16 protein-coding genes are annotated in these 19,287 nt (G+C 69.6%); 11 read left to right on the forward strand and 5 right to left on the reverse strand.

Features of this window, described 5'->3' with window-relative positions:
• Positions 1-297: 297 nt before the first annotated feature.
• From rpoB to ABD140_RS28025, 6 genes are all read left to right on the forward strand, one after another.
• Complete coding sequence (gene rpoB / locus ABD140_RS28000; RefSeq protein WP_344244001.1) at positions 298-3,768, forward strand: DNA-directed RNA polymerase subunit beta; 3,471 nt, start codon at positions 298-300, stop codon at positions 3,766-3,768.
• Positions 3,769-3,779: 11 nt separating this feature from the next.
• Positions 3,780-7,670, forward strand: a complete 3,891-nt coding sequence (locus ABD140_RS28005) for a DNA-directed RNA polymerase subunit beta' (protein ID WP_344244002.1) — start codon at positions 3,780-3,782, stop codon at positions 7,668-7,670.
• Positions 7,671-7,857: 187 nt separating this feature from the next.
• Positions 7,858-8,382: a heme-binding beta-barrel domain-containing protein gene (locus tag ABD140_RS28010; protein ID WP_344244003.1), complete on the forward strand. Its 525-nt coding sequence runs from the start codon at positions 7,858-7,860 to the stop codon at positions 8,380-8,382.
• Positions 8,383-8,634: 252 nt separating this feature from the next.
• Positions 8,635-9,051 carry a Fur family transcriptional regulator gene (locus tag ABD140_RS28015; protein ID WP_344244004.1) on the forward strand — a complete coding sequence of 139 codons (417 nt, stop codon included), beginning with the start codon at positions 8,635-8,637 and terminating at the stop codon, positions 9,049-9,051.
• Positions 9,048-9,995: a CAF17-like 4Fe-4S cluster assembly/insertion protein YgfZ gene (gene ygfZ, locus ABD140_RS28020; protein WP_344244005.1), complete on the forward strand. Its 948-nt coding sequence runs from the start codon at positions 9,048-9,050 to the stop codon at positions 9,993-9,995. The genes ABD140_RS28015 and ygfZ overlap by 4 nt, the downstream gene beginning before the upstream one ends.
• A 67-nt stretch (positions 9,996-10,062) precedes the next feature.
• Entirely contained in the window at positions 10,063-10,554 is a 492-nt protein-coding gene (locus ABD140_RS28025; RefSeq protein WP_344244006.1) for a hypothetical protein, read from the forward strand.
• Between the two features lie 57 nt (positions 10,555-10,611).
• On the opposite strand, the gene dtd is transcribed toward ABD140_RS28025, so the two are convergent.
• Together dtd and ABD140_RS28035 are read right to left on the reverse strand one after the other, a co-directional pair.
• Positions 10,612-11,037, reverse strand: a complete 426-nt coding sequence (dtd, locus tag ABD140_RS28030) for a D-aminoacyl-tRNA deacylase (protein ID WP_344244007.1) — start codon at positions 11,035-11,037, stop codon at positions 10,612-10,614.
• Positions 11,038-11,065: 28 nt separating this feature from the next.
• Positions 11,066-12,604, reverse strand: a complete 1,539-nt coding sequence (locus ABD140_RS28035; protein ID WP_344244008.1) for a CocE/NonD family hydrolase — start codon at positions 12,602-12,604, stop codon at positions 11,066-11,068.
• A 201-nt stretch (positions 12,605-12,805) separates the two neighbouring features.
• Between ABD140_RS28035 and ABD140_RS28040 the strand changes: the two genes are divergently transcribed.
• The 3 genes from ABD140_RS28040 (at position 12,806) to ABD140_RS28050 (ending at position 14,901) form a co-directional block, all read left to right on the forward strand.
• Positions 12,806-13,156, forward strand: a complete 351-nt coding sequence (locus ABD140_RS28040) for a BlaI/MecI/CopY family transcriptional regulator (protein WP_344244009.1) — start codon at positions 12,806-12,808, stop codon at positions 13,154-13,156.
• The gene (locus ABD140_RS28045) at positions 13,153-14,037 is read left to right on the forward strand and encodes a M56 family metallopeptidase (RefSeq protein WP_344244010.1); all 885 of its coding nucleotides are present in this window, start codon (positions 13,153-13,155) and stop codon (positions 14,035-14,037) included. Before ABD140_RS28040 ends, ABD140_RS28045 begins: the two co-directional genes overlap by 4 nt.
• A gap of 135 nt (positions 14,038-14,172) precedes the next feature.
• A complete protein-coding gene (locus ABD140_RS28050) occupies positions 14,173-14,901 on the forward strand; it encodes an SGNH/GDSL hydrolase family protein (protein ID WP_344244011.1) in 729 nt (242 codons plus the stop codon).
• A gap of 28 nt (positions 14,902-14,929) precedes the next feature.
• On the opposite strand, the gene ABD140_RS28055 is transcribed toward ABD140_RS28050, so the two are convergent.
• From ABD140_RS28055 to ABD140_RS28065, 3 genes are all read right to left on the reverse strand, one after another.
• Positions 14,930-15,262: a DUF2516 family protein gene (locus tag ABD140_RS28055; protein WP_344244012.1), complete on the reverse strand. Its 333-nt coding sequence runs from the start codon at positions 15,260-15,262 to the stop codon at positions 14,930-14,932.
• Positions 15,263-15,356: 94 nt separating this feature from the next.
• A complete protein-coding gene (locus tag ABD140_RS28060; protein ID WP_344244013.1) occupies positions 15,357-15,854 on the reverse strand; it encodes a hypothetical protein in 498 nt (165 codons plus the stop codon).
• Positions 15,851-16,246, reverse strand: coding sequence for a helix-turn-helix domain-containing protein (locus ABD140_RS28065; protein ID WP_344244014.1), 396 nt, complete (start codon positions 16,244-16,246; stop codon positions 15,851-15,853). The genes ABD140_RS28060 and ABD140_RS28065 overlap by 4 nt, the downstream gene beginning before the upstream one ends.
• A gap of 226 nt (positions 16,247-16,472) precedes the next feature.
• On the opposite strand from ABD140_RS28065, the gene ABD140_RS28070 reads away from it, so the two are divergent.
• Together ABD140_RS28070 and ABD140_RS28075 are read left to right on the forward strand one after the other, a co-directional pair.
• Positions 16,473-18,167 carry a DUF2207 domain-containing protein gene (locus tag ABD140_RS28070; RefSeq protein WP_344244015.1) on the forward strand — a complete coding sequence of 565 codons (1,695 nt, stop codon included), beginning with the start codon at positions 16,473-16,475 and terminating at the stop codon, positions 18,165-18,167.
• 2 nt (positions 18,168-18,169) lie between these two features.
• Complete coding sequence (locus ABD140_RS28075) at positions 18,170-19,240, forward strand: hypothetical protein (protein WP_344244016.1); 1,071 nt, start codon at positions 18,170-18,172, stop codon at positions 19,238-19,240.
• Positions 19,241-19,287 lie beyond the last annotated feature (47 nt).

Genomic DNA, 19,287 nt, shown 5'->3' on the forward strand with positions numbered 1-19,287 from the left:
CTCAGGGCCCGAAAAGTCCCTGTGCGGCCTTGACTTGGTCGCCCTGAGGGACGATGCTGCGAGGCAACTGTGATGTGCATAGCGAACGTAGGCTTGCCAGCGGTGTAGCACTCGGCTACACTGCCCCTTTGCGCTGCCCTTTAGCTATCCTCCGTGCAACCATGCCGTGATCTTGGTGCCGCGACCCGGTCTCCGGCGATTCCCAGAGCCAAGTCGTCAACCACGCGTCACGGGTTTTTCGGGGATGCATTGGCGTGCACGTCGACAGTCCGCCGCGAGCCCTCGGAAGGACCACTCTTGGCAGCCTCGCGCAACGCCTCGAAGACCCTGACCGGTCCGAACCGCGTCTCCTTCGCGCGCATCAACGAACCGCTTGAAGTACCCGATCTCCTCGCTCTCCAGACAGAGTCGTTCGACACTCTGCTCGGCAACGAGCGGTGGAAGTCCCGGGTCAAGGCGGCTCAGGATGCGGGCCGTAGGGATGTACCCACCCAGTCGGGTCTCGAAGAGATCTTCGAAGAGATCAGTCCCATCGAGGACTTCTCCGGGACCATGTCCCTCTCGTTCCGCGACCACCGGTTCGAGCCGCCCAAGTACTCAGTCGATGAGTGCAAGGACAAGGACATGACCTACTCCGCCCCGATGTTCGTCACGGCGGAGTTCATCAACAACACCACCGGTGAGATCAAGAGCCAGACGGTGTTCATGGGCGACTTCCCGCTCATGACGCCCAAGGGCACCTTCATCATCAACGGCACCGAGCGCGTCGTCGTGTCGCAGCTCGTGCGGTCGCCCGGTGTCTATTTCGACCGTCAGCTGGACAAGACCTCCGACAAGGACATCTACGGCTGCAAGGTCATCCCGTCCCGGGGCGCGTGGCTCGAGTTCGAGATCGACAAGCGTGACAACGTCGGCGTGCGCATCGACCGCAAGCGCAAGCAGGGCGTCACCGTCCTGCTCAAGGCGCTCGGCTGGGACGAGGCGCGCATCCGCGAGCGCTTCGGCTCCTATGAGTCGATGAACATCACCCTGGAGAAGGACCACACCTCCGGGCAGGACGAGGCGCTCCTGGACATCTACCGCAAGCTCCGGCCGGGCGAGCCCCCGACCAAGGAGTCGGCGCAGACGCTCCTGAACAACCTGTACTTCAACCCCAAGCGCTACGACATGGCCAAGGTCGGGCGCTACAAGGTGAACAAGAAGCTCGGCCTGGACCTGGACATGAACCAGGGCACCATGACCGAGGACGACATCGTCTCCACCATCGAGTACCTGGTCCGCCTGCACGCGGGCGAGGAGGAGTGCACGGCGCCGAACGGCCGGACCATCCCGGTCGAGGTCGACGACATCGACCACTTCGGCAACCGGCGCCTGCGCTCGGTCGGCGAGCTCATCCAGAACCAGGTGCGCCTGGGCCTGGCCCGCATGGAGCGCGTCGTCCGCGAGCGGATGACCACCCAGGACGTCGAGGCGATCACCCCGCAGACCCTGATCAACATCCGCCCGGTCGTGGCGTCGATCAAGGAGTTCTTCGGCACCTCGCAGCTGTCGCAGTTCATGGACCAGACCAACCCGCTGGCGGGCCTGACCCACAAGCGCCGCCTGTCGGCGCTGGGCCCCGGCGGTCTGTCCCGCGAGCGCGCCGGCATGGAGGTCCGCGACGTCCACCCGTCGCACTACGGCCGCATGTGCCCGATCGAGACGCCGGAAGGCCCGAACATCGGCCTGATCGGCTCGCTGGCCGCCTTCGGCCGGGTCAACCCGTTCGGGTTCATCGAGACCCCGTACCGCAAGGTCGTCGACGGCAAGGTCACCGACCAGATCGACTACCTGACCGCCGACGAGGAGGACAGGTACGTCAAGGCGCAGGCCAACTCGCTGCTCAACACCGACGGCTCCTTCGCCGAGGACCGGGTCCTGGTGCGCACCAAGGGCGGTGAGACCGAACTGGCGCGCGCCAGCGAGGTCGACTACATGGACGTCTCCGCGCGGCAGATGACCTCGGTCGCCACCGCGATGATCCCGTTCCTGGAGCACGACGACGCCAACCGCGCGCTCATGGGCTCCAACATGCAGCGCCAGTCCGTCCCGCTGCTGCGCAGCGAGGCGCCGCTGGTGGGCACCGGCATGGAGTACCGCGCCGCGACCGACGCCGGCGACGTGATCACCGCCGAGAAGGCGGGCGTCGTCGAGGAGGTCTCCGCGGACTACGTGACCGTCATGAACGACGACGGCACCCGCCAGACCTACCGCGTCGCCAAGTTCAAGCGCTCCAACCAGGGCACCTGCTTCAACCAGAAGCCGATCGTCGACGAGGGCGCGCGGGTCGAGGCCGGCCAGGTGCTGGCCGACGGCCCCTGCACCGACCAGGGCGAGATGGCGCTGGGCAAGAACCTCCTCGTGGCGTTCATGCCGTGGGAGGGCCACAACTACGAGGACGCGATCATCCTGTCGCAGCGCCTCGTGCAGGACGACGTCCTGTCCTCGATCCACATCGAGGAGCACGAGGTCGACGCCCGCGACACCAAGCTGGGCCCCGAGGAGATCACCCGGGACATCCCGAACGTCTCCGAGGAGGTGCTGGCCGACCTCGACGAGCGCGGCATCATCCGCATCGGCGCCGACGTCGTCACCGGCGACATCCTCGTCGGCAAGGTCACGCCCAAGGGCGAGACCGAGCTGACCCCCGAGGAGCGGCTGCTGCGCGCGATCTTCGGTGAGAAGGCGCGCGAGGTGCGCGACACCTCGCTGAAGGTCCCGCACGGCGAGTCCGGCAAGGTCATCGGCGTCCGCGTGTTCTCGCGCGAGGACGGCGACGAGCTGCCCCCGGGCGTCAACGAGCTGGTCCGCGTCTACGTGGCGCAGAAGCGCAAGATCACCGACGGTGACAAGCTCGCCGGCCGCCACGGCAACAAGGGCGTCATCTCCAAGGTGCTCCCCGTCGAGGACATGCCGTTCCTGGAGGACGGCACCCCGGTCGACATCGTCCTGAACCCGCTGGGCGTTCCGGGCCGTATGAACGTCGGCCAGGTCCTGGAGACGCACCTGGGCTGGGTCGCCTCCCGCGGCTGGAAGATCGAGGGCGACGACGAGGACTGGAAGCGCCAGCTCAAGGCCATCGGCCTGGACGAGGCCGAGCCGTGGACCAACACGGCCACGCCGGTCTTCGACGGCGCGCACCAGGAGGACGTCCAGGGTCTGCTGGGCAGCACGATCCCCAACCGCGACGGCGACCGCATGGTCGGCCCCGGCGGTAAGGCGCGGCTGTTCGACGGCCGCTCCGGCGAGCCGTTCAAGGACCCGATCTCGGTCGGCTACATCTACATCCTCAAGCTGCTCCACCTCGTGGACGACAAGATCCACGCGCGTTCGACCGGCCCGTACTCGATGATCACCCAGCAGCCGCTGGGCGGTAAGGCGCAGTTCGGCGGCCAGCGCTTCGGTGAGATGGAGGTGTGGGCGCTGGAGGCTTACGGCGCCGCCTACGCCCTCCAGGAGCTGCTGACGATCAAGTCCGACGACGTCCTGGGCCGCGTGAAGGTCTACGAGGCGATCGTCAAGGGCGAGAACATTCCGGAACCCGGCATTCCCGAGTCCTTCAAGGTCCTCATCAAGGAAATGCAGTCGCTGTGCCTGAACGTTGAGGTTCTGTCCAGTGATGGCATGAACATCGAGCTCAGGGACACCGACGAGGACGTGTTCCGGGCCGCGGAAGAGCTGGGCATCGACCTGTCTCGGCGTGAGCCGTCCAGCGTCGAGGAAGTCTGAGAGGGGAGCCAGTGCTAGACGTCAACTTCTTCGACGAACTTCGCATCGGCCTCGCGACCGCCGACGACATCCGTCAGTGGTCGCACGGCGAGGTGAAGAAGCCTGAGACCATCAACTACCGGACCCTCAAGCCGGAAAAGGACGGGCTCTTCTGCGAGAAGATCTTCGGTCCGACCCGGGACTGGGAGTGCTACTGCGGCAAGTACAAGCGCGTCCGGTTCAAGGGCATCATCTGCGAGCGCTGCGGCGTCGAGGTGACCCGGGCCAAGGTGCGCCGCGAGCGGATGGGCCACATCGAGCTCGCCGCCCCGGTCACCCACATCTGGTACTTCAAGGGCGTTCCCTCGCGGCTGGGCTACCTGCTGGACCTGGCCCCGAAGGACCTCGAGAAGATCATCTACTTCGCGGCCTACATGATCACGAGCGTCGACGTCGAGCGTCGCGACCGTGACCTGCCGACGCTGGAGGCGCACGTCTCCGTCGAGCGCCAGCAGCTGGAGCAGCGCCGTGACAGCGACGTCGAGGCCCGCCAGCAGAAGCTGGAGTCCGACCTCGCGGAGCTGGAGGCGGCCGGTGCCAAGGCCGACCAGCGCCGCAAGGTCCGCGAGGGCGCCGAGCGGGAGATGAAGCAGCTGCGCGACCGCGCGCAGCGCGAGATCGACCGCCTCGACGAGGTGTGGACGCGTTTCAAGAACCTCAAGGTCCAGGACCTCGAGGGCGACGAGATGCTCTACCGCGAGATGCGCGACCGCTTCGGCAAGTACTTCTCCGGCGGCATGGGCGCGGCGGCCATCCAGGCCCGCCTGCAGAACTTCGACCTCGACGCCGAGGCCGAGAAGCTGCGCGAGATCATCCGCTCGGGCAAGGGCCAGAAGAAGGCGCGCGCCCTCAAGCGGCTGAAGGTCGTCTCGGCGTTCCTCAACACCACCAACAGCCCGCTGGGCATGGTGCTGGACTGCATCCCGGTGATCCCGCCGGACCTGCGTCCGATGGTGCAGCTGGACGGCGGCCGCTTCGCGACCTCCGACCTCAACGACCTGTACCGCCGCGTGATCAACCGGAACAACCGGCTCAAGCGCCTCCTCGACCTCGGCGCGCCCGAGATCATCGTGAACAACGAGAAGCGCATGCTTCAGGAGGCCGTCGACGCCCTGTTCGACAACGGCCGCCGCGGCCGCCCCGTCACCGGTCCGGGCAACCGGCCCCTGAAGTCCCTCAGCGACATGCTGAAGGGCAAGCAGGGCCGCTTCCGCCAGAACCTGCTGGGCAAGCGCGTCGACTACTCCGGCCGCTCGGTCATCGTCGTCGGCCCGCAGCTGAAGCTGCACCAGTGCGGTCTGCCCAAGCAGATGGCGCTGGAGCTGTTCAAGCCGTTCGTGATGAAGCGCCTGGTCGACCTGAACCACGCGCAGAACATCAAGAGCGCCAAGCGCATGGTCGAGCGGGCCCGCCCGGTCGTGTGGGACGTGCTGGAAGAGGTCATCACCGAGCACCCGGTGCTGCTCAACCGCGCGCCCACCCTGCACCGCCTGGGCATCCAGGCCTTCGAGCCGCAGCTGGTCGAGGGCAAGGCCATCCAGATCCACCCGTTGGTCTGCACCGCGTTCAACGCGGACTTCGACGGCGACCAGATGGCGGTGCACCTGCCGCTGTCGGCCGAGGCCCAGGCCGAGGCGCGGATCCTGATGCTCTCGACCAACAACATCCTCAAGCCGTCCGACGGCAAGCCCGTGACCATGCCCACCCAGGACATGGTGATCGGCCTGTACTGGCTGACCGGCGAGCGGGAGGGCGCGGCCGGCGAGGGCCGCACCTTCACCAGCGTGGCCGAGGCGATCATGGCCTACGACCGGGACGAGCTCTCGCTCCAGGCGAAGGTCCAGATCCGCTTCACCGACGCGGTGCCGCCGCGCGGCTGGGTCGCGCCCGAGGGTTATGAGGCCGGCCGTCCGTTCCGGCTGGAGACCACGCTGGGCCGCGCCCTGTTCAACGAGACGCTGCCCGCGGACTACCCCTTCATCAACTATGAGGTGGGCAAGAAGCAGCTGTCGGCGATCGTGAACGAGCTCGCCGAGACCTACCCCAAGGTCGAGGTCGCCGCGGCGCTGGACGCGCTCAAGGCCGCCGGTTTCCACTGGGCCACCCGTTCCGGTGTCACGATCTCCATCGACGACGTCATCGCGCCGCCGAACAAGGGCGAGATCCTCTCCGGGTACGAGCGCCGCGCCGAGAAGGTGCAGCGCGAGTACGAGCGGGGCCTGATCACCGACGACGAGCGCCGCCAGGAACTCATCGAGATCTGGACGCACGCGACCACCGAGGTCGCGAACGACATGATGGACGAGTTCAAGAGCAACCCGAACAACCCCATCTGGATGATGGTCAACTCGGGCGCCCGCGGTAACCCGATGCAGGTCCGGCAGATCTCCGGTATGCGCGGCCTGGTCTCCAACCCCAAGGGCGAGACCATCCCGCGGCCGATCAAGTCCTCCTTCCGCGAGGGCCTGACCGTCCTGGAGTACTTCATCTCCACGCACGGCGCCCGCAAGGGTCTGGCCGACACCGCGCTGCGGACCGCCGACTCGGGTTACCTGACCCGTCGTCTGGTGGACGTCGCGCAGGACGTCATCGTGCGCGAGGTGGACTGCGGCACCGACCGCACCATCCCGTTCCGGATCGCCGAGAACGACCGGGCCGCGGACGGCTCGCTGGTCAAGCTGGGCGTCTCGGAGTCCAGCCTCATCGGCCGGACCATCGCGGTGGACATCGTGGTCGACGGGACGGTCATCTTCCCGGCCGACACCGACCTGTCCGACGCGGTGATCAACCGGCTGATCGAGGCCGGCGTCGAGGAGGTCCGCACCCGCAGCGCCCTGGTCTGCGAGGCCAAGATCGGTGTCTGCGCCGCCTGCTACGGCCGCTCGCTGGCCACCGGCAAGCGGGTGGACGTCGGTGAGGCCGTCGGCATCATCGCCGCGCAGTCCATCGGTGAGCCCGGCACCCAGCTGACGATGCGCACCTTCCACACCGGTGGTGTGGCCGGCGGCGACATCACGCACGGTCTGCCCCGTGTCACCGAGCTGTTCGAGGCGCGCATCCCCAAGGGCGTCGCCCCGATCACCGAGGTCGCGGGCCGGGTCAAGATCGACGAGACCGACCGCACCCGGAAGATCATCATCGTTCCGGACGACGGCTCGGACGAGATCGCCTACCCGGTGTCGATGCGTTCGCGCTTCGAGGACGGCATCTTCGAGGGAGCCCACGTCGAGGTCGGCCAGCAGCTGATCAAGGGCGCGGTCAACCCGCACGAGGTGCTGCGCATCCTCGGCCCGCGCGCCGTGCAGCTCCACCTGGTCCAGGAGGTCCAGGAGGTCTACCGGTCGCAGGGTGTGTCGATCCACGACAAGCACATCGAGATCATCGTCCGGCAGATGCTCAAGCGCGTGAACGTGCTGGAGGCCGGCGACACCCAGCTGCTGCCGGGCGACCTGGTGGAGCGCCCGATCTTCGAGCGCACCAACCGCCAGGTCGTGGCCGAGGGCGGCGGCCCCGCCGCCGGTCGTCCGGTCCTGATGGGCATCACCAAGGCGTCGCTCGCCACCGAGTCCTGGCTGTCGGCCGCCTCCTTCCAGGAGACGACCCGCGTCCTGACCGAGGCCGCCATGCACTCCAAGAGCGACTCCCTGCTGGGCCTCAAGGAGAACGTCATCATCGGCAAGCTCATCCCGGCCGGCACTGGCATGCCCCAGTACCGCAACGTCCGGGTCGAGCCCACCGAGGAGGCCAAGGCCGCCGTCTACAGCGTCGGCTCCTACGACGACGCGGGCGAGTACACCTTCGGCACGGGCTCCGGCGAAGCCGTCCCCCTGGAGGAGTACGACTTCGGCCAGTACGGCCGCTAGTCCCCGTCTGAACGCCGGACGCCCCGGGCACCTCCAGGTGCCCGGGGCGTCCGGCGTCTGCCGTTACGCTCGGGGGATGGGGATGGTGAACGTGGTCGTGGTGGTGGGGCTGCTGGGGCTCGTGGTGGCGGGGTGCCTGGTGCTGATCAGGGCTTTGGGGCGGTTGCGGTAGCACTACGCTGGGGCCATGGAGATTGTGTTCGAGCATGAGCTGCATCCCGACCTCAAGGCGCTGGAATGGCTGGTGGGGACCTGGGAGGGCGACGGGATCGGGGACTACCCGACGATCGAGCAGTTCCGGTTCACGCAGCAGATCTCGTTCACGCACACGGGGAAGCCGTACCTGGTCTACACGAGCCGCACCTGGCTGCTGGACGAGGAGTTCAAGCAGGGGCGGGCGCTGGCCATGGAGACGGGCTTCTGGCGCGTGCCGGGGGGCGGCCGGGAGGTGGAGGTGCTGCTGTCGCACCCCACGGGGATCCAGGAGATCTACACCGGTGAGGTGGCCTTCCACAAGGTGGAGCTGACGACCGACGTGGTGGCGCGCACGCGGACCGCCAAGGAGGTCACCGCCGGCAAGCGGCTGTACGGCCTGTTCCCGGCCAAGGATGGCGAGGCCGAGCGGGACCTGGGCTGGGTGTACGAGATGGCGGCCGAGGGGCAGCCGCTGCAGGTGCACATGTCGGCGCAGCTGAAGAAAGTGCCGCAGTAGGCGGGGAAAAGGACGATCCCCGGACCATTCCCTGAGTGGGAGCCGTCAGGACTGGACGGCGGTCCGGGGATCGGGTGTCTGCTGGAGATTCGCCAGGAGACTCATGTCCCGAGCGGGCGCTCCTAGCGAGCAGCCACCTCGCAAGTCCTCGCATGAATCATGTTGTGGACCACCTCCTTTCCTGCGTGACTCGAAGCTATGCGATGTGCCGGGGCAGGGCAAACGATTTATCTCCCGGCATAGGATCGGGGTATGGGAGAGACCACCTGGCAGGAGGAGCTGCGCTCTCGCGGCTACCGGGTGACGCCGCAGCGCCAGCTCGTCCTGGAAGCCGTCGCCTCGCTGGAGCACGGGACGCCCGATGAGATCTGCGCCGAGGTGCAGCGCACGGCCAAGGGCGTCAACATCTCCACGATCTACCGGACCCTGGAGCTCCTGGAGGAGCTCGGGCTGGTCAAGCATGCCCATGTCGGGCACGGGCCGCCGAACTACCACCTGGCCACCGAGGCCGACCACGTGCATCTGCGCTGCCGCGGCTGCGGCAAGGTCGAGGACGTGCCGCCCTCGGTGGCGGACGGCCTGGTGGAGGCCCTGGAGTCGGGGTACGGCTTCGAGACCGATGTTCACCATCTGACCGTCTTCGGGCGGTGTAGGGAGTGCCGGAGATGACGTTCCACGCGGAGGCACCCGACGAGGCGCTGGCCGCCCACTTCGGCGACCCGTACGCCGAGCAGAAGGCGCTGGAGAACGGCTCGGCCGTGGTGGCCAGGTCCAACCGCGGCGTGGTCCGCGTCGCGGGCCCGGACCGCCTGACGTGGCTGCACAGCCTGCTCACCCAGCACCTGGCGGGCCTGCGCCCGGGGGAGGCGGCCGAGGCGCTGCTGCTGAGCCCGAACGGCCACATCGAGCACCACCTGTCCCTGGTGGACGACGGCGAGGCGGTGTGGGCGCACGTGGAGCCCGGCACGGCCCCGGCGCTGGCGGCCTTCCTGGAGCGGATGAAGTTCCTGCTGCGGGTCGAGATCGCCGACGTCTCCGGCGAGTACGAGGTGGTCACCGGCGCCGGCCTGGCGGGGGAGCGGGCGCTGCCCGACGTCGCGGGCATGACGAGCCTGATCGTCCCGCGCGGCACGGCCTTCGCCGACCGTTCGCCCGCCGGGATCTGGGCGTACGAGGCGCTGCGGATCGCCGCGCACCGGGCGAGGTTCGGCCTCGACACCGACCACAGGACGATCCCGCACGAGATCGGCCTCATCGACACCGCGGTGCACCTGAACAAGGGCTGCTACCGGGGCCAGGAGACGGTGGCACGGGTGCACAACCTGGGCCGTCCGCCGCGCCGCCTGGTCTTCCTGCACCTGGACGGCAGCGCGGACCGGCTGCCCGCGCACGGCGCGGATCTGGAGCTGGACGGCCGCCGGGTGGGGTTCGTCGGCTCGGCCGCCCGGCACCACGAGCTGGGCCCGATCGCGCTCGCCCTGGTGAAACGGAACGTGCCTGTCGAGGCGCCGCTGACCGCCGATGGGGTCGCCGCGTCCCAGGAAGTAATTGTTTCGCCGGACACGGGGGCGAATGTCACGATCGATCCGGCGCTGCGGGGCCGCCGCCTGTGATTACCGCCGCGGATCCGGGATAAACAGAAGATCGAGGTGTGCTTCCGAACGAAGGTGGTGCGCGATCATGGTCTCCGTCCCCCGCAAGCCCTCGGCACCGCCCCGCAAGTCCCCCCGTCGCCGGACCGACCGGGACTTCGAGCAGGTCGCGTGGTGGGCGCTGTTCGCCGCCCTGGTCACCTATGGCGCGTTCATGCCCAACTGGCGGGTCCTGCTGTTCACCCTGCTGCTGTGGAGCTTCTACGAGCTCTGCCTGGTGCGCACCCGCTGCCGGGTGAAGACCCGGCAGGGCTTCGAGTGCGTCGAGCCGGTGCGCGGCCGCGTCTTCGCCCACGACGCCCGCCACCAGGACATCAAGAACGACGGCCTGTGGAACCTCATCGGCCGCGCCAACCCCCGCTACACCCCGCGGATCTCCGAGCCCAACCGCGACACCGGCGTCGTCCTGGTCGCCCCCCGCGTCCGGCACCGCCTGGACAAGAACGACCGCTACCTCATCTACCTCGCCGCCGCCGGCACCGTCATCTCCCTCATCGGCATGCTCTGGGGCCTGTTCTAGCCGGCCGGGGGACTCCGAGGCCTGTTCTCGACCCGTCGGGGGAGGGGCCTGGGGCCGTCAGACCTCCAGGATGAGGGTGACGGGGCCGTCGTTGACGAGGGAGACGGCCATGTCGGCGCCGAAGCGGCCGGTGGCGACGGTGGCGCCGAGGGCGCGCAGGGAGTCGACGACGGCGTCGACGAGGGGTTCGGCGGCGTCGCCCTTGGCGGCGGCGAGCCAGGAGGGGCGGCGGCCCTTGGCGGTGTCGCCGTAGAGGGTGAACTGGCTGATCACCAGGAGCGGGGCGTCGAGGTCGGAGCAGGACCTCTCGTCATGGAGGATGCGCAGGCCCCACAGCTTGGCGGCGAGCTTGGCGGCCTTGGCCCGGTCGTCGTCATGGGTGACGCCGACCAGGACCATCAGGCCGGGGCCTTGGATCTCGCCCACGACCTCGCCGCCGACGCTGACAGAAGCCTCGCTCACCCGCTGGACCACCGCACGCATGCGTCCAGTCTCGCAGGTCGGCCGGGGGTCAGCCGAACGGGACGGTCAGGCTGCCGGAGCGGAAGGCCAGCCTCCCGCCCTTCTTGCTGGTGCTGCGGTACCGGGCGTCCATGGTGTCGATGACGAGGGTGAGGCGGTGGCCCTTGGCGAGCCGCCAGCGGATGGGCTGCAGCCGGAGGTCGAGCTTCCTGGCCTTGCCGGGCCGGGCCCCGCGCAGCGTGTAGGGGATGTGGGTGACCAGCTTGGCCTTGCCGCCGGGCGCCTCGTCGTAGAGGTAGACGAACAGCGAGGTGTTCTTCGCGGACGGCGTGACGGTGGCGCGCAGCCAGGGGAAGCCGCTGACGGTGCGTGCGCGGTCCGACTTGGGCGCGCGGAAGACCAGGCCGTTCCGCCGGTCGACCTCGGAGGGCCGGATCGTCCAGTGGATGTCGGCCTGGGCGGCGGCGCCCGTCACCTCGACCACGCCGCTGTCGGCGACGGTGCCCTGGCCGGTCCGGATGCTCTTCTTCCAGCCCGAGGCGCGCTGCGCGAGCCTCTCCCCGGCGGCCAGGGCGTAGCGGCGGGTGGTGCGCGTCTGGGCGTCCCAGTTCCGGAAGGACGTCCAGGGGCCGCCGTTGTTGGCCTTGAGCCGGACGTTCTTCTGGCGTCCGACGCCGTTCTTCTCGCCCTTGAGGTGGTGGTCGAACCAGCGCTTCGTCGCGGTCCAGGTGTCGCCGGTGAAGCCGAGCGCGCCCAGGGCGTCGGGGGTGCCGTGGTCTCCAGCCTGCAGCATGAGCTGCTTGGGCACGCGCAGCCGGTTGAAGAAGTCGGTGTACTGGCCGGGCGGGAAGAGCCCGTCCTGCCAGCCGCCGGCGAGCAGGAGGGCGGGCTTGTTGGCGTTGATCCGGTCGAGGTAGGAGGCGGCGCCCCGGGTCGCGGCGAGGGGCAGGACGTTGCCGAACTCGTCCTTGAGGTAGCCGTCCTGGACCTTCAGGAGGTCCTCGCCGGGCCTGCCGGTGACGTGCCCGACGGCCAGGAGCATCGCCGCGGCCTGCTCGCTGACGGTCTCGTTGAGGTAGAGGGAGTCGAGCAGGCTGGCCCACCCGCTCATCGCGGAGACCGCGCGGATGCGCTCGTCGAAGCCCGAGGCGATCAGGGGGATGCCCGCTCCGTAGGAGATCCCGGCCGCGCCGACGCGCCTCTCGTCGGCCCTCGCGTGCTTCACCGCCCAGTCGATGACCTTGCTGACGTCGCCGATGTCGGGCTTCCCGGCGACCTCGATCCTCCCTTCGGAGTCCCAGAACCCGCGGCTGGTGTAGGCGACCACGGAGTATCCGGAGGCGGCCAGCCTGGCGGCGGCCCCGGCGTACTCGGCGTGGAAGAGCGACCAGCTGGCCGGCATGACGATCAGGGGGAAGGGGCCGCTGCCCTTCGGCCGGTAGACCAGCGCCTTGATCGGGGTGCCCCCGTGCCCGGAGATGGTCTCGTAGGAGGAGGTGTAGCCGCCTCCGGCGGCCTGCGCGGGTCCGGAGTGGAGCAGGGAACCGAGCATCGTCACCGCGGCCGCCGCCGCGAACCGTCTGCGCACGGGGCGCCTCCTCTTCCACTCGCCAGGGGTGAGGCAAGTAAAGAGCCGCTTACCGATCGGTAGATATACCCGTCGGTATCAAACACGGCGTCCAATATTCGCGCGGCGTGCTAAGCCGCCGATCGGGCCGCGTGCGGGGGAGGCCGGCGCCACCTCGTGTAGTACTACGCTGTGTCCTAGGTCACAGGGTAGGATGAAAGGGTGAAAGGTCTGGGAGAGCTCGAACGTGCGGTGATGGAAGTGCTGTGGGCCCGGGAGGAGCCGGCCACGGCACGCGAGGTGGGCAGGGCCCTGGCCGACCGCGACCTCGCGCACACCACGGTGATGACGGTTCTGGACCGCCTGGCCAAGAAGGGCTTCCTCGCCCGCGAGCGGGACGGCCGCGCCTGGTCCTACCGCCCCGCCGACACCCGCGAGGGCTACGTCGCCGAGCTCATGCTGGGCGCCCTGGCGCTGAGCGGCGACCGCGACGCCGCCCTGGCGCACTTCGCCCGTTCGGTCACCGGCGACGAGGCCGCCGCGCTCCGCCGCGTCCTGGAGAACCTCGAGTGACGAGCTGGGTGGCGCTCGCGGCCATCTCTCTCGCGACTCTTCCGGGCGCGGAGCTGCTCTCCCGCGCCCGCTGGACCTGGCGTACACCGCGGGTCGGCATCCTGCTCTGGCAGGCGCTCGGCCTGGCCTGGGGCCTGGCCACCATCGGCGCGCTGCTGGGCTTCGCGCTCTCCCCCTACGACGCCGGGGTGCTGCACGGCCTGTTCGCGCTGTCGGAGGACGGCTCGGGGCTCGGCCTGCACCACCAGGTGGCGCTGCTGGGGGGGATGGCGCTGGCCGGCTCGCTCATCGGCATGCTGCTGCTGTCGGGCGTCCGGGTGGTGCGCGCCAGGGCGCGGCACCGCGCGCTGCTCAGCCTGATCGCCCGCCGCACCGACAGGGGCGGTCCCCTGGTCGTCGACCATCCCGAGGCAGCCGCCTACTGCGTGCCGGGCGTGCGGTCCAAGATCGTGATCAGCGCGGGCACCCTGCAGCTGCTCAACTCCGGGGAGCTGGACGCGGTGCTCGCCCACGAGCACGCCCACGCCCGGGAGCGCCACGACCTGGTGCTGCTGCCGTTCACCTCGCTGCCCCGCATCGGCCTGGTCGCCCGGTCGCTGGACGCCGTCGCGCTGCTCATCGAGATGACGGCCGACGACCGCGCCCTGCAGAACCGCCCGCCCAAGGAGCTGGCCAAGGCGCTGCTGCGCTTCGCCACGGCGCCCTCGGCGGCGGCGCCCTCCTGCGCCCTGTCGGCGCTGCCCGAGGGCGGTCCGGTGATGGCGCGGGTGCAGCGGCTGCTCAACCCCGCTCCCGGCTCGGTGTGGACGCGGTCGGCCGCGCTGGCTTCGGCGGCGCTGCTGACCACCGGTCCGCTGCTGCTGTGGGTACTGCCGCACTGAGACCGCCCGGCACCGTTAGAATGCGGTCCACCTTCGGGAACCCGGTGATGTGTCCCGGGTGGTCCTCGGAGTCCCGCCGGGTCCGCTCCCACGGACCCGGCCGCTCCATGTCGTCTTCCTAGTGCAGGGGAGCCCGTGCGCCGGAAACTCACGTGCGGCCTGACGGCGCTCGCGCTGCTCACCGGCTGTTCCGCCTCCCCGGCGGCCGAACCCTCGTCCCCTCCCGCGACGTCGGGCACGCCGCAGTCCCAGCGGGCGCCCGTCGTGATGTTCCTCGGCGACAGCTACACCGCCGGCACCGGCAAGGTGATCCCCGAGCGCACCTACGCCGGGGACCTGGCCCGCAAGCTCGGCTGGCAGGCGATCATCGGCGGCTGGCCGGGCACCGGCTTCCTCGCCCGGGGCCGGGTCGGCAAGGACTTCGCCCGGCTCTTCGCCGACCAGCTCGCCTGGCGCCCCGCCCCCGACCTGGTGATCGTGGCGGGCGGCCACAACGACGCCAACCGCAGGCACCCCCTGAACGGGCTGAACGACGCGGTGTGGCAGCTGGTCAACGGGATCAAGGAGCGCTGGCCCGCGGTGCCGGTGGTGCTGGTCGGGCCGATGTGGGGCGGCACGCCGACCAAGCAGGCGCTGGCCGTCCGCGACGTCATGCGCGGCGTCGCCGAGCAGCTCCAGGTGCCCTTCGTCGACCCGCTGGAGGAGCAGTGGATCACCGGTGACGTGAGCAGGGGCACCGGCAACGCCGACCTGTACATCCGGCGGGACGAGGTGCACCCCAACGAGACGGGCAACGCCTACTTCGCCGACAAGATGCTGGCGGCGCTGACCCGGCTGGGCATGGACAGGCCCGCGGCGGGCTGAGCCGCGCGCGGGCCGGGGGAGCGCGGGCCTACCAGCGCCCGTAGGGGCCCATGTTGCCGCCGCCCCCGCCGATCGCCTTGAGGGCGGGGCGGACGTCCGCGAGGTAGATGACCGCGGCGATGAACGACACGACCGGGATGATGTCCAGGATGCTCAGGATGCCGCCGGCGCCCGCGAGCCCGAAGACGGTGGCGATCGCCAGGATGATCGTCCACATCTTCTTGGACTGCTTGCCGGCCGCGGGGAAGGCCTGGGCGGGGCGGCGCACCGCGTCGACCAGGGCGAAGACCTCCATGAGGAAGGCGATGATGGCCAGGCCCCAGAAGAACAACCCCAGCCCGCTCTGAATGCTGCCAGCCACGAGGATCACCTTCCGACGTACGTTGAGGGTCACCCTATAGAACCATCGTCCCCACCCGGAGGTTCCGGATGGGGACGATGAGGTGGGGCGGCGGTCAGCCGGTGGTCTTGCGGGCGGCGGGCTTGCGGGCGGTCGTGGTGGCGGCCGTCCGGGGCTTGGCGGCGGGGGCTTCCACCGACTTGGCCTCCTGGGCCTCGGCGGCGACGTCGTCGGCCGCCTTGTTGATGACCGTGCGGCCCCGCTCGGCGAGCTCCTCGATGACCTCGTTGACCTTGGCGGTCATGGTCGCGACGTAGTCCTGGAGCGAGACGGACTCGGTCTTGCCCTGGGCCTTGGCCACGTTGGCCTTGACCTCGTTGAGCCGGACGGTGGCGGTGGTGCGGGCCTTGGTGACCCGCTCGTTCACCTCGCCGCGCACGTCGTTGACGTTCTCCAGCACCGTGACGCGGTACTTGCCGTAGTTCTCGGTGAGCTCGGCGCGCACCTTGGCGACGGTCTCGGGCATCTCGCGGAGCTTCTCCACGGCCAGGTCGACCGCTCCGGCCCCGGTGTAGACGGCCTTGTTGTCCCTGATCTTCTCGGCCAGAGTCATCGTTCCTGATCCTCTCTGTCGGGCAGAGCCTCCTGCTCGGGCCCGGTGTCGGCTGCGTTCTCCCTCCGGAAGGACTCGTAGATGTCCAGCAGCACCTGTTTCTGCCGTTCGGAAAGAGAGATGTCGGCGCGTATCGCGGTCTGCACGTCCGTGTCGGCCTCGCGGTGCTCGAGGATGCCCGCCTGGATGTAGAGGGCCTCGGCGGAGATGCGCAGACCCTTGGCGATCTGCTGCAGGATCTCCGCGCTCGGCTTGCGCAGCCCGCGCTCGATCTGGCTGAGGTAGGGATTGGACACCCCCGCCTGCTCCGCCAGTTGGCGGAGCGAGATCTTCGCGCGCTGCCTCTGCTCCCGGATGTACTCCCCGATGGAGCCGACCTTCGGACCTGCCATGCCTCCACCCTGCGCGCTGATGCTTGCTATTGCAAGCGCGGAAGGGTCTTCTTTCGGGTGAGTCCGCTCACAGGCCGCGATGATCATGTGACGGAGACGACGTTTTCTCGTGCGAGTGTTCCCTTGTCGTCACGTTATGTAAGGAAAAATGCATGCTCCTGCAAGCGTTTGGGCTTGCCCAGGTTCGCATAGTGGCGGTGAGTGGTACCCACTACGCTTTGTGCACATGCTGGGTCGTATACGGCTACTAGCCGCCCCCCTGGTCCTGCTGTTCCTGGCCGCCTCTCCCGGGCCCGCGCACGCCGCCGCGGTTCCGGCCGCCGCGGCGCCCGACACCGCCGACGACCGGGTGGTCCGTGACGAGGTCCTCCTCACCCTGGGAACCGACGGGGTCCTGCACGCCAAAGAGACCATCACGTACGACTTCGGAGCCGGCGGCGACGGCTTCGACCGGGTCTACAGCACGCGCATCCACCACGACGAGAAGCGCGACCGCGTCTTCGAGGTGGAGAACCTCCAGGTGTCGCAGCCCTACACCGGGTCGCTGGCCCGGGAGGACGAGCGCACGCTGGTGAAGGTGAGCGGCCCCCAGGCGGCCGGGCAGCGGACCGTGACGCTCGAATACGACGTCGTCGGCGCGGTCCTGCCGCTCCCGCAGGGCCAGGAGGTGCGCTGGACGGCCGTCGGCGGCTGGCAGGTGCCCGTGCAGGAGGGGACGGCGACCCTCCAGGCGGAGACGATGATCCGCAACGTCAACTGCTTCGCGGGCACGCTCGGCAGCGTCATCGGGTGCAGCGAGTTCAGCACGCGGATGAAGCGGCGGCAGGCGGTCTACGGGCAGCAGAACATGTTCCCCGACGAGTACCTGACGGTCGTGGCGGGACTGCCGCCGGAGGCGACCAGCGGCGGCCCGGCCTACGCCGAGCGCAAGACGCTGGCGACGTCCTTCGCCATCAACGCGGTGACGGGCGGCGCGCTGGCGGCCCTGCTCGTCCTGCTGGTCGGCGGGGTGGCGCTGCTGTACTTCCTGCGCGGCCGCGACAAGCGCGCCGACTCCGGCGTCCGGGTGCCGCTGACGGCCACGGGCGACGGGCAGGCCGGCTTCGAGCCGCCGGACGGGGTGCGCCCCGGCCAGATCGGCACGCTGATCGACGAGCAGGCCGACGTCATCGACGTGACGGCGAGTATCATCGACCTCGCCGTGCGCGGCTACCTCCTGGTCGAGGAGGAGGAGGGCAAGAGCGACTGGGCGCTGCGCAAGCTGAACCGCCCGGTCAACGACCTGCACCCGTACGAGCAGATCCTCTACGACGGCCTGTTCCTCATGGGCGAGCGCGTCCGGCTGTCCCAGCTGGGCGGCACCTTCGCGCACAAGCTCGCCCAGGTGCGCAACGCGCTGTACGAGGACGTGGTGAAGCAGGGCTGGTTCGCCCGGCGGCCGGACGCCGTCCGGTCCCGCTGGACGGTCGCCGGGTACGTCGTCACGGCGCTGGCGGCGGTGGGGACGGTGGCGCTGGCGATCCTCACCAACTACGCGCTGGTGGGTCTGGCGGCGCTCGCCTTCGGTCTGGCGATGATCCTCTTCGGCAAGCACATGCCGGCCAAGACCGGCAAGGGCTCCACGGTCCTGGCGCACACGCTGGGCTTCCGTGACCACCTCCGGCGAGGAGAGGCGGCCGAAGTGCCGGACAGGCAGCGGATTGCCCTCTTTTCCCGTTATCTTCCCTACGCAGTGGTCTTCGACGTCGTCGGACCCTGGGCCAGGACCGTGGAGGACGCGGGGGTGCAGGGCGGCGACAACCTCTACTGGTACGAGGGCCCCGCGGAGTGGGACCTGTCGAAGTTCGCCGACTCCATGCGGGCCTTCACCTTCGCCCTGTCGGGCGCCCTGGCGCAGTCCCGACCGTACGTGGGGAAGTAGCGATGATCGGACGAGTCGCGGGATCGGCGGCGCTGGCCGCGGTCCTGACCGCCGGAGCGACCGGCGCGGCGGTGCACGCCGCGCCGAAGGGCGAGCCGCGATGGCGCGTCCAGCAGGGACCGGCACCGCGGCTCGTCGGATCGCTCAACCAGATCGAGTTCGCCGACGAGAGGCACGGGTGGGCCGCCGGGGTGGAGGGCCCGGACAACGAACTCGCGCTGTGGAAGTGGAACGGCAGGAAGTGGACGCGCGCCAAGGCCGGCTGGGGATTCGTCCCGGCCGGCCTGGCCGTTTCCGGCCCCAGGCAGGCCTGGGCCACCGGCGTGACGCTCTCCGCGGCGCACGCGCTCCACTACAACGGCAAGAAGTGGCGTGAGGTCGCCTTCCCGGGGCCGGGCGCGCCCGTGGACCTCGCCGCGGCCCCGGACGGCACCGCCGTCTCCGTCGCCCGCAACGTGTTCGACGGCACCAACACCGTCCAGCGCTGGAAGGACGGCAGGTGGCGACCGGTGAAGGTGCCGCTGCCGTCCGGCTCCTCCCTGGCCGCCGTCGCGGCCTTCTCCAAGCGGGAGATCTGGCTGGGCGGTAGCCGCCGGGTGGGGGAGGACGCGTACGAGTCCCTGCTGCTGCGCTGGAACGGCAGGAAATGGCGGCGCATCCCGCTGAAGGGCACCTCCTCCCAGCAGAGCAAGGCGATCACGAAGATCGTCGTGGACGTGCCCGGGAAGGCGTGGGCGCTGCGCGGCTCCACGAAGACCAAGCTGCTGCGCTGGGACGGCAAGAAGGCGGGCGAACGCGGACTGCCCGGCGGCGTCGGGGCGCTGACCCTCACCCAGGACGGCGCGGGCGGCGTCTGGCTGCTGCCCTACAGCCGCTCCGACGCCAAGGCCGCGCCCTACCTGCGCTGGAGCAAGGGCCGCTGGAAGTCCTTCACCGGCCCGCGCCGCAACGGAGTCGTCGGCCTCGGCGACATCGAACTGATCCCGGGGACCTCGCGGGTCGTCTCCGTCGGCGGCCTCCAGCAGCAGAAACCCAAGGAGCACAAGTTCCCGATGCTCGAAGCATTCCGCTGAGAGACGCACGCCTGGCGGCGTGCCACCCGCGGCTGATGCGCGCTGAC

Origin of the sequence: Actinocorallia libanotica (assembly GCF_039525175.1) — a bacterium.
Classification (GTDB): Bacteria; Actinomycetota; Actinomycetes; order Streptosporangiales; family Streptosporangiaceae; genus Actinocorallia; species Actinocorallia libanotica.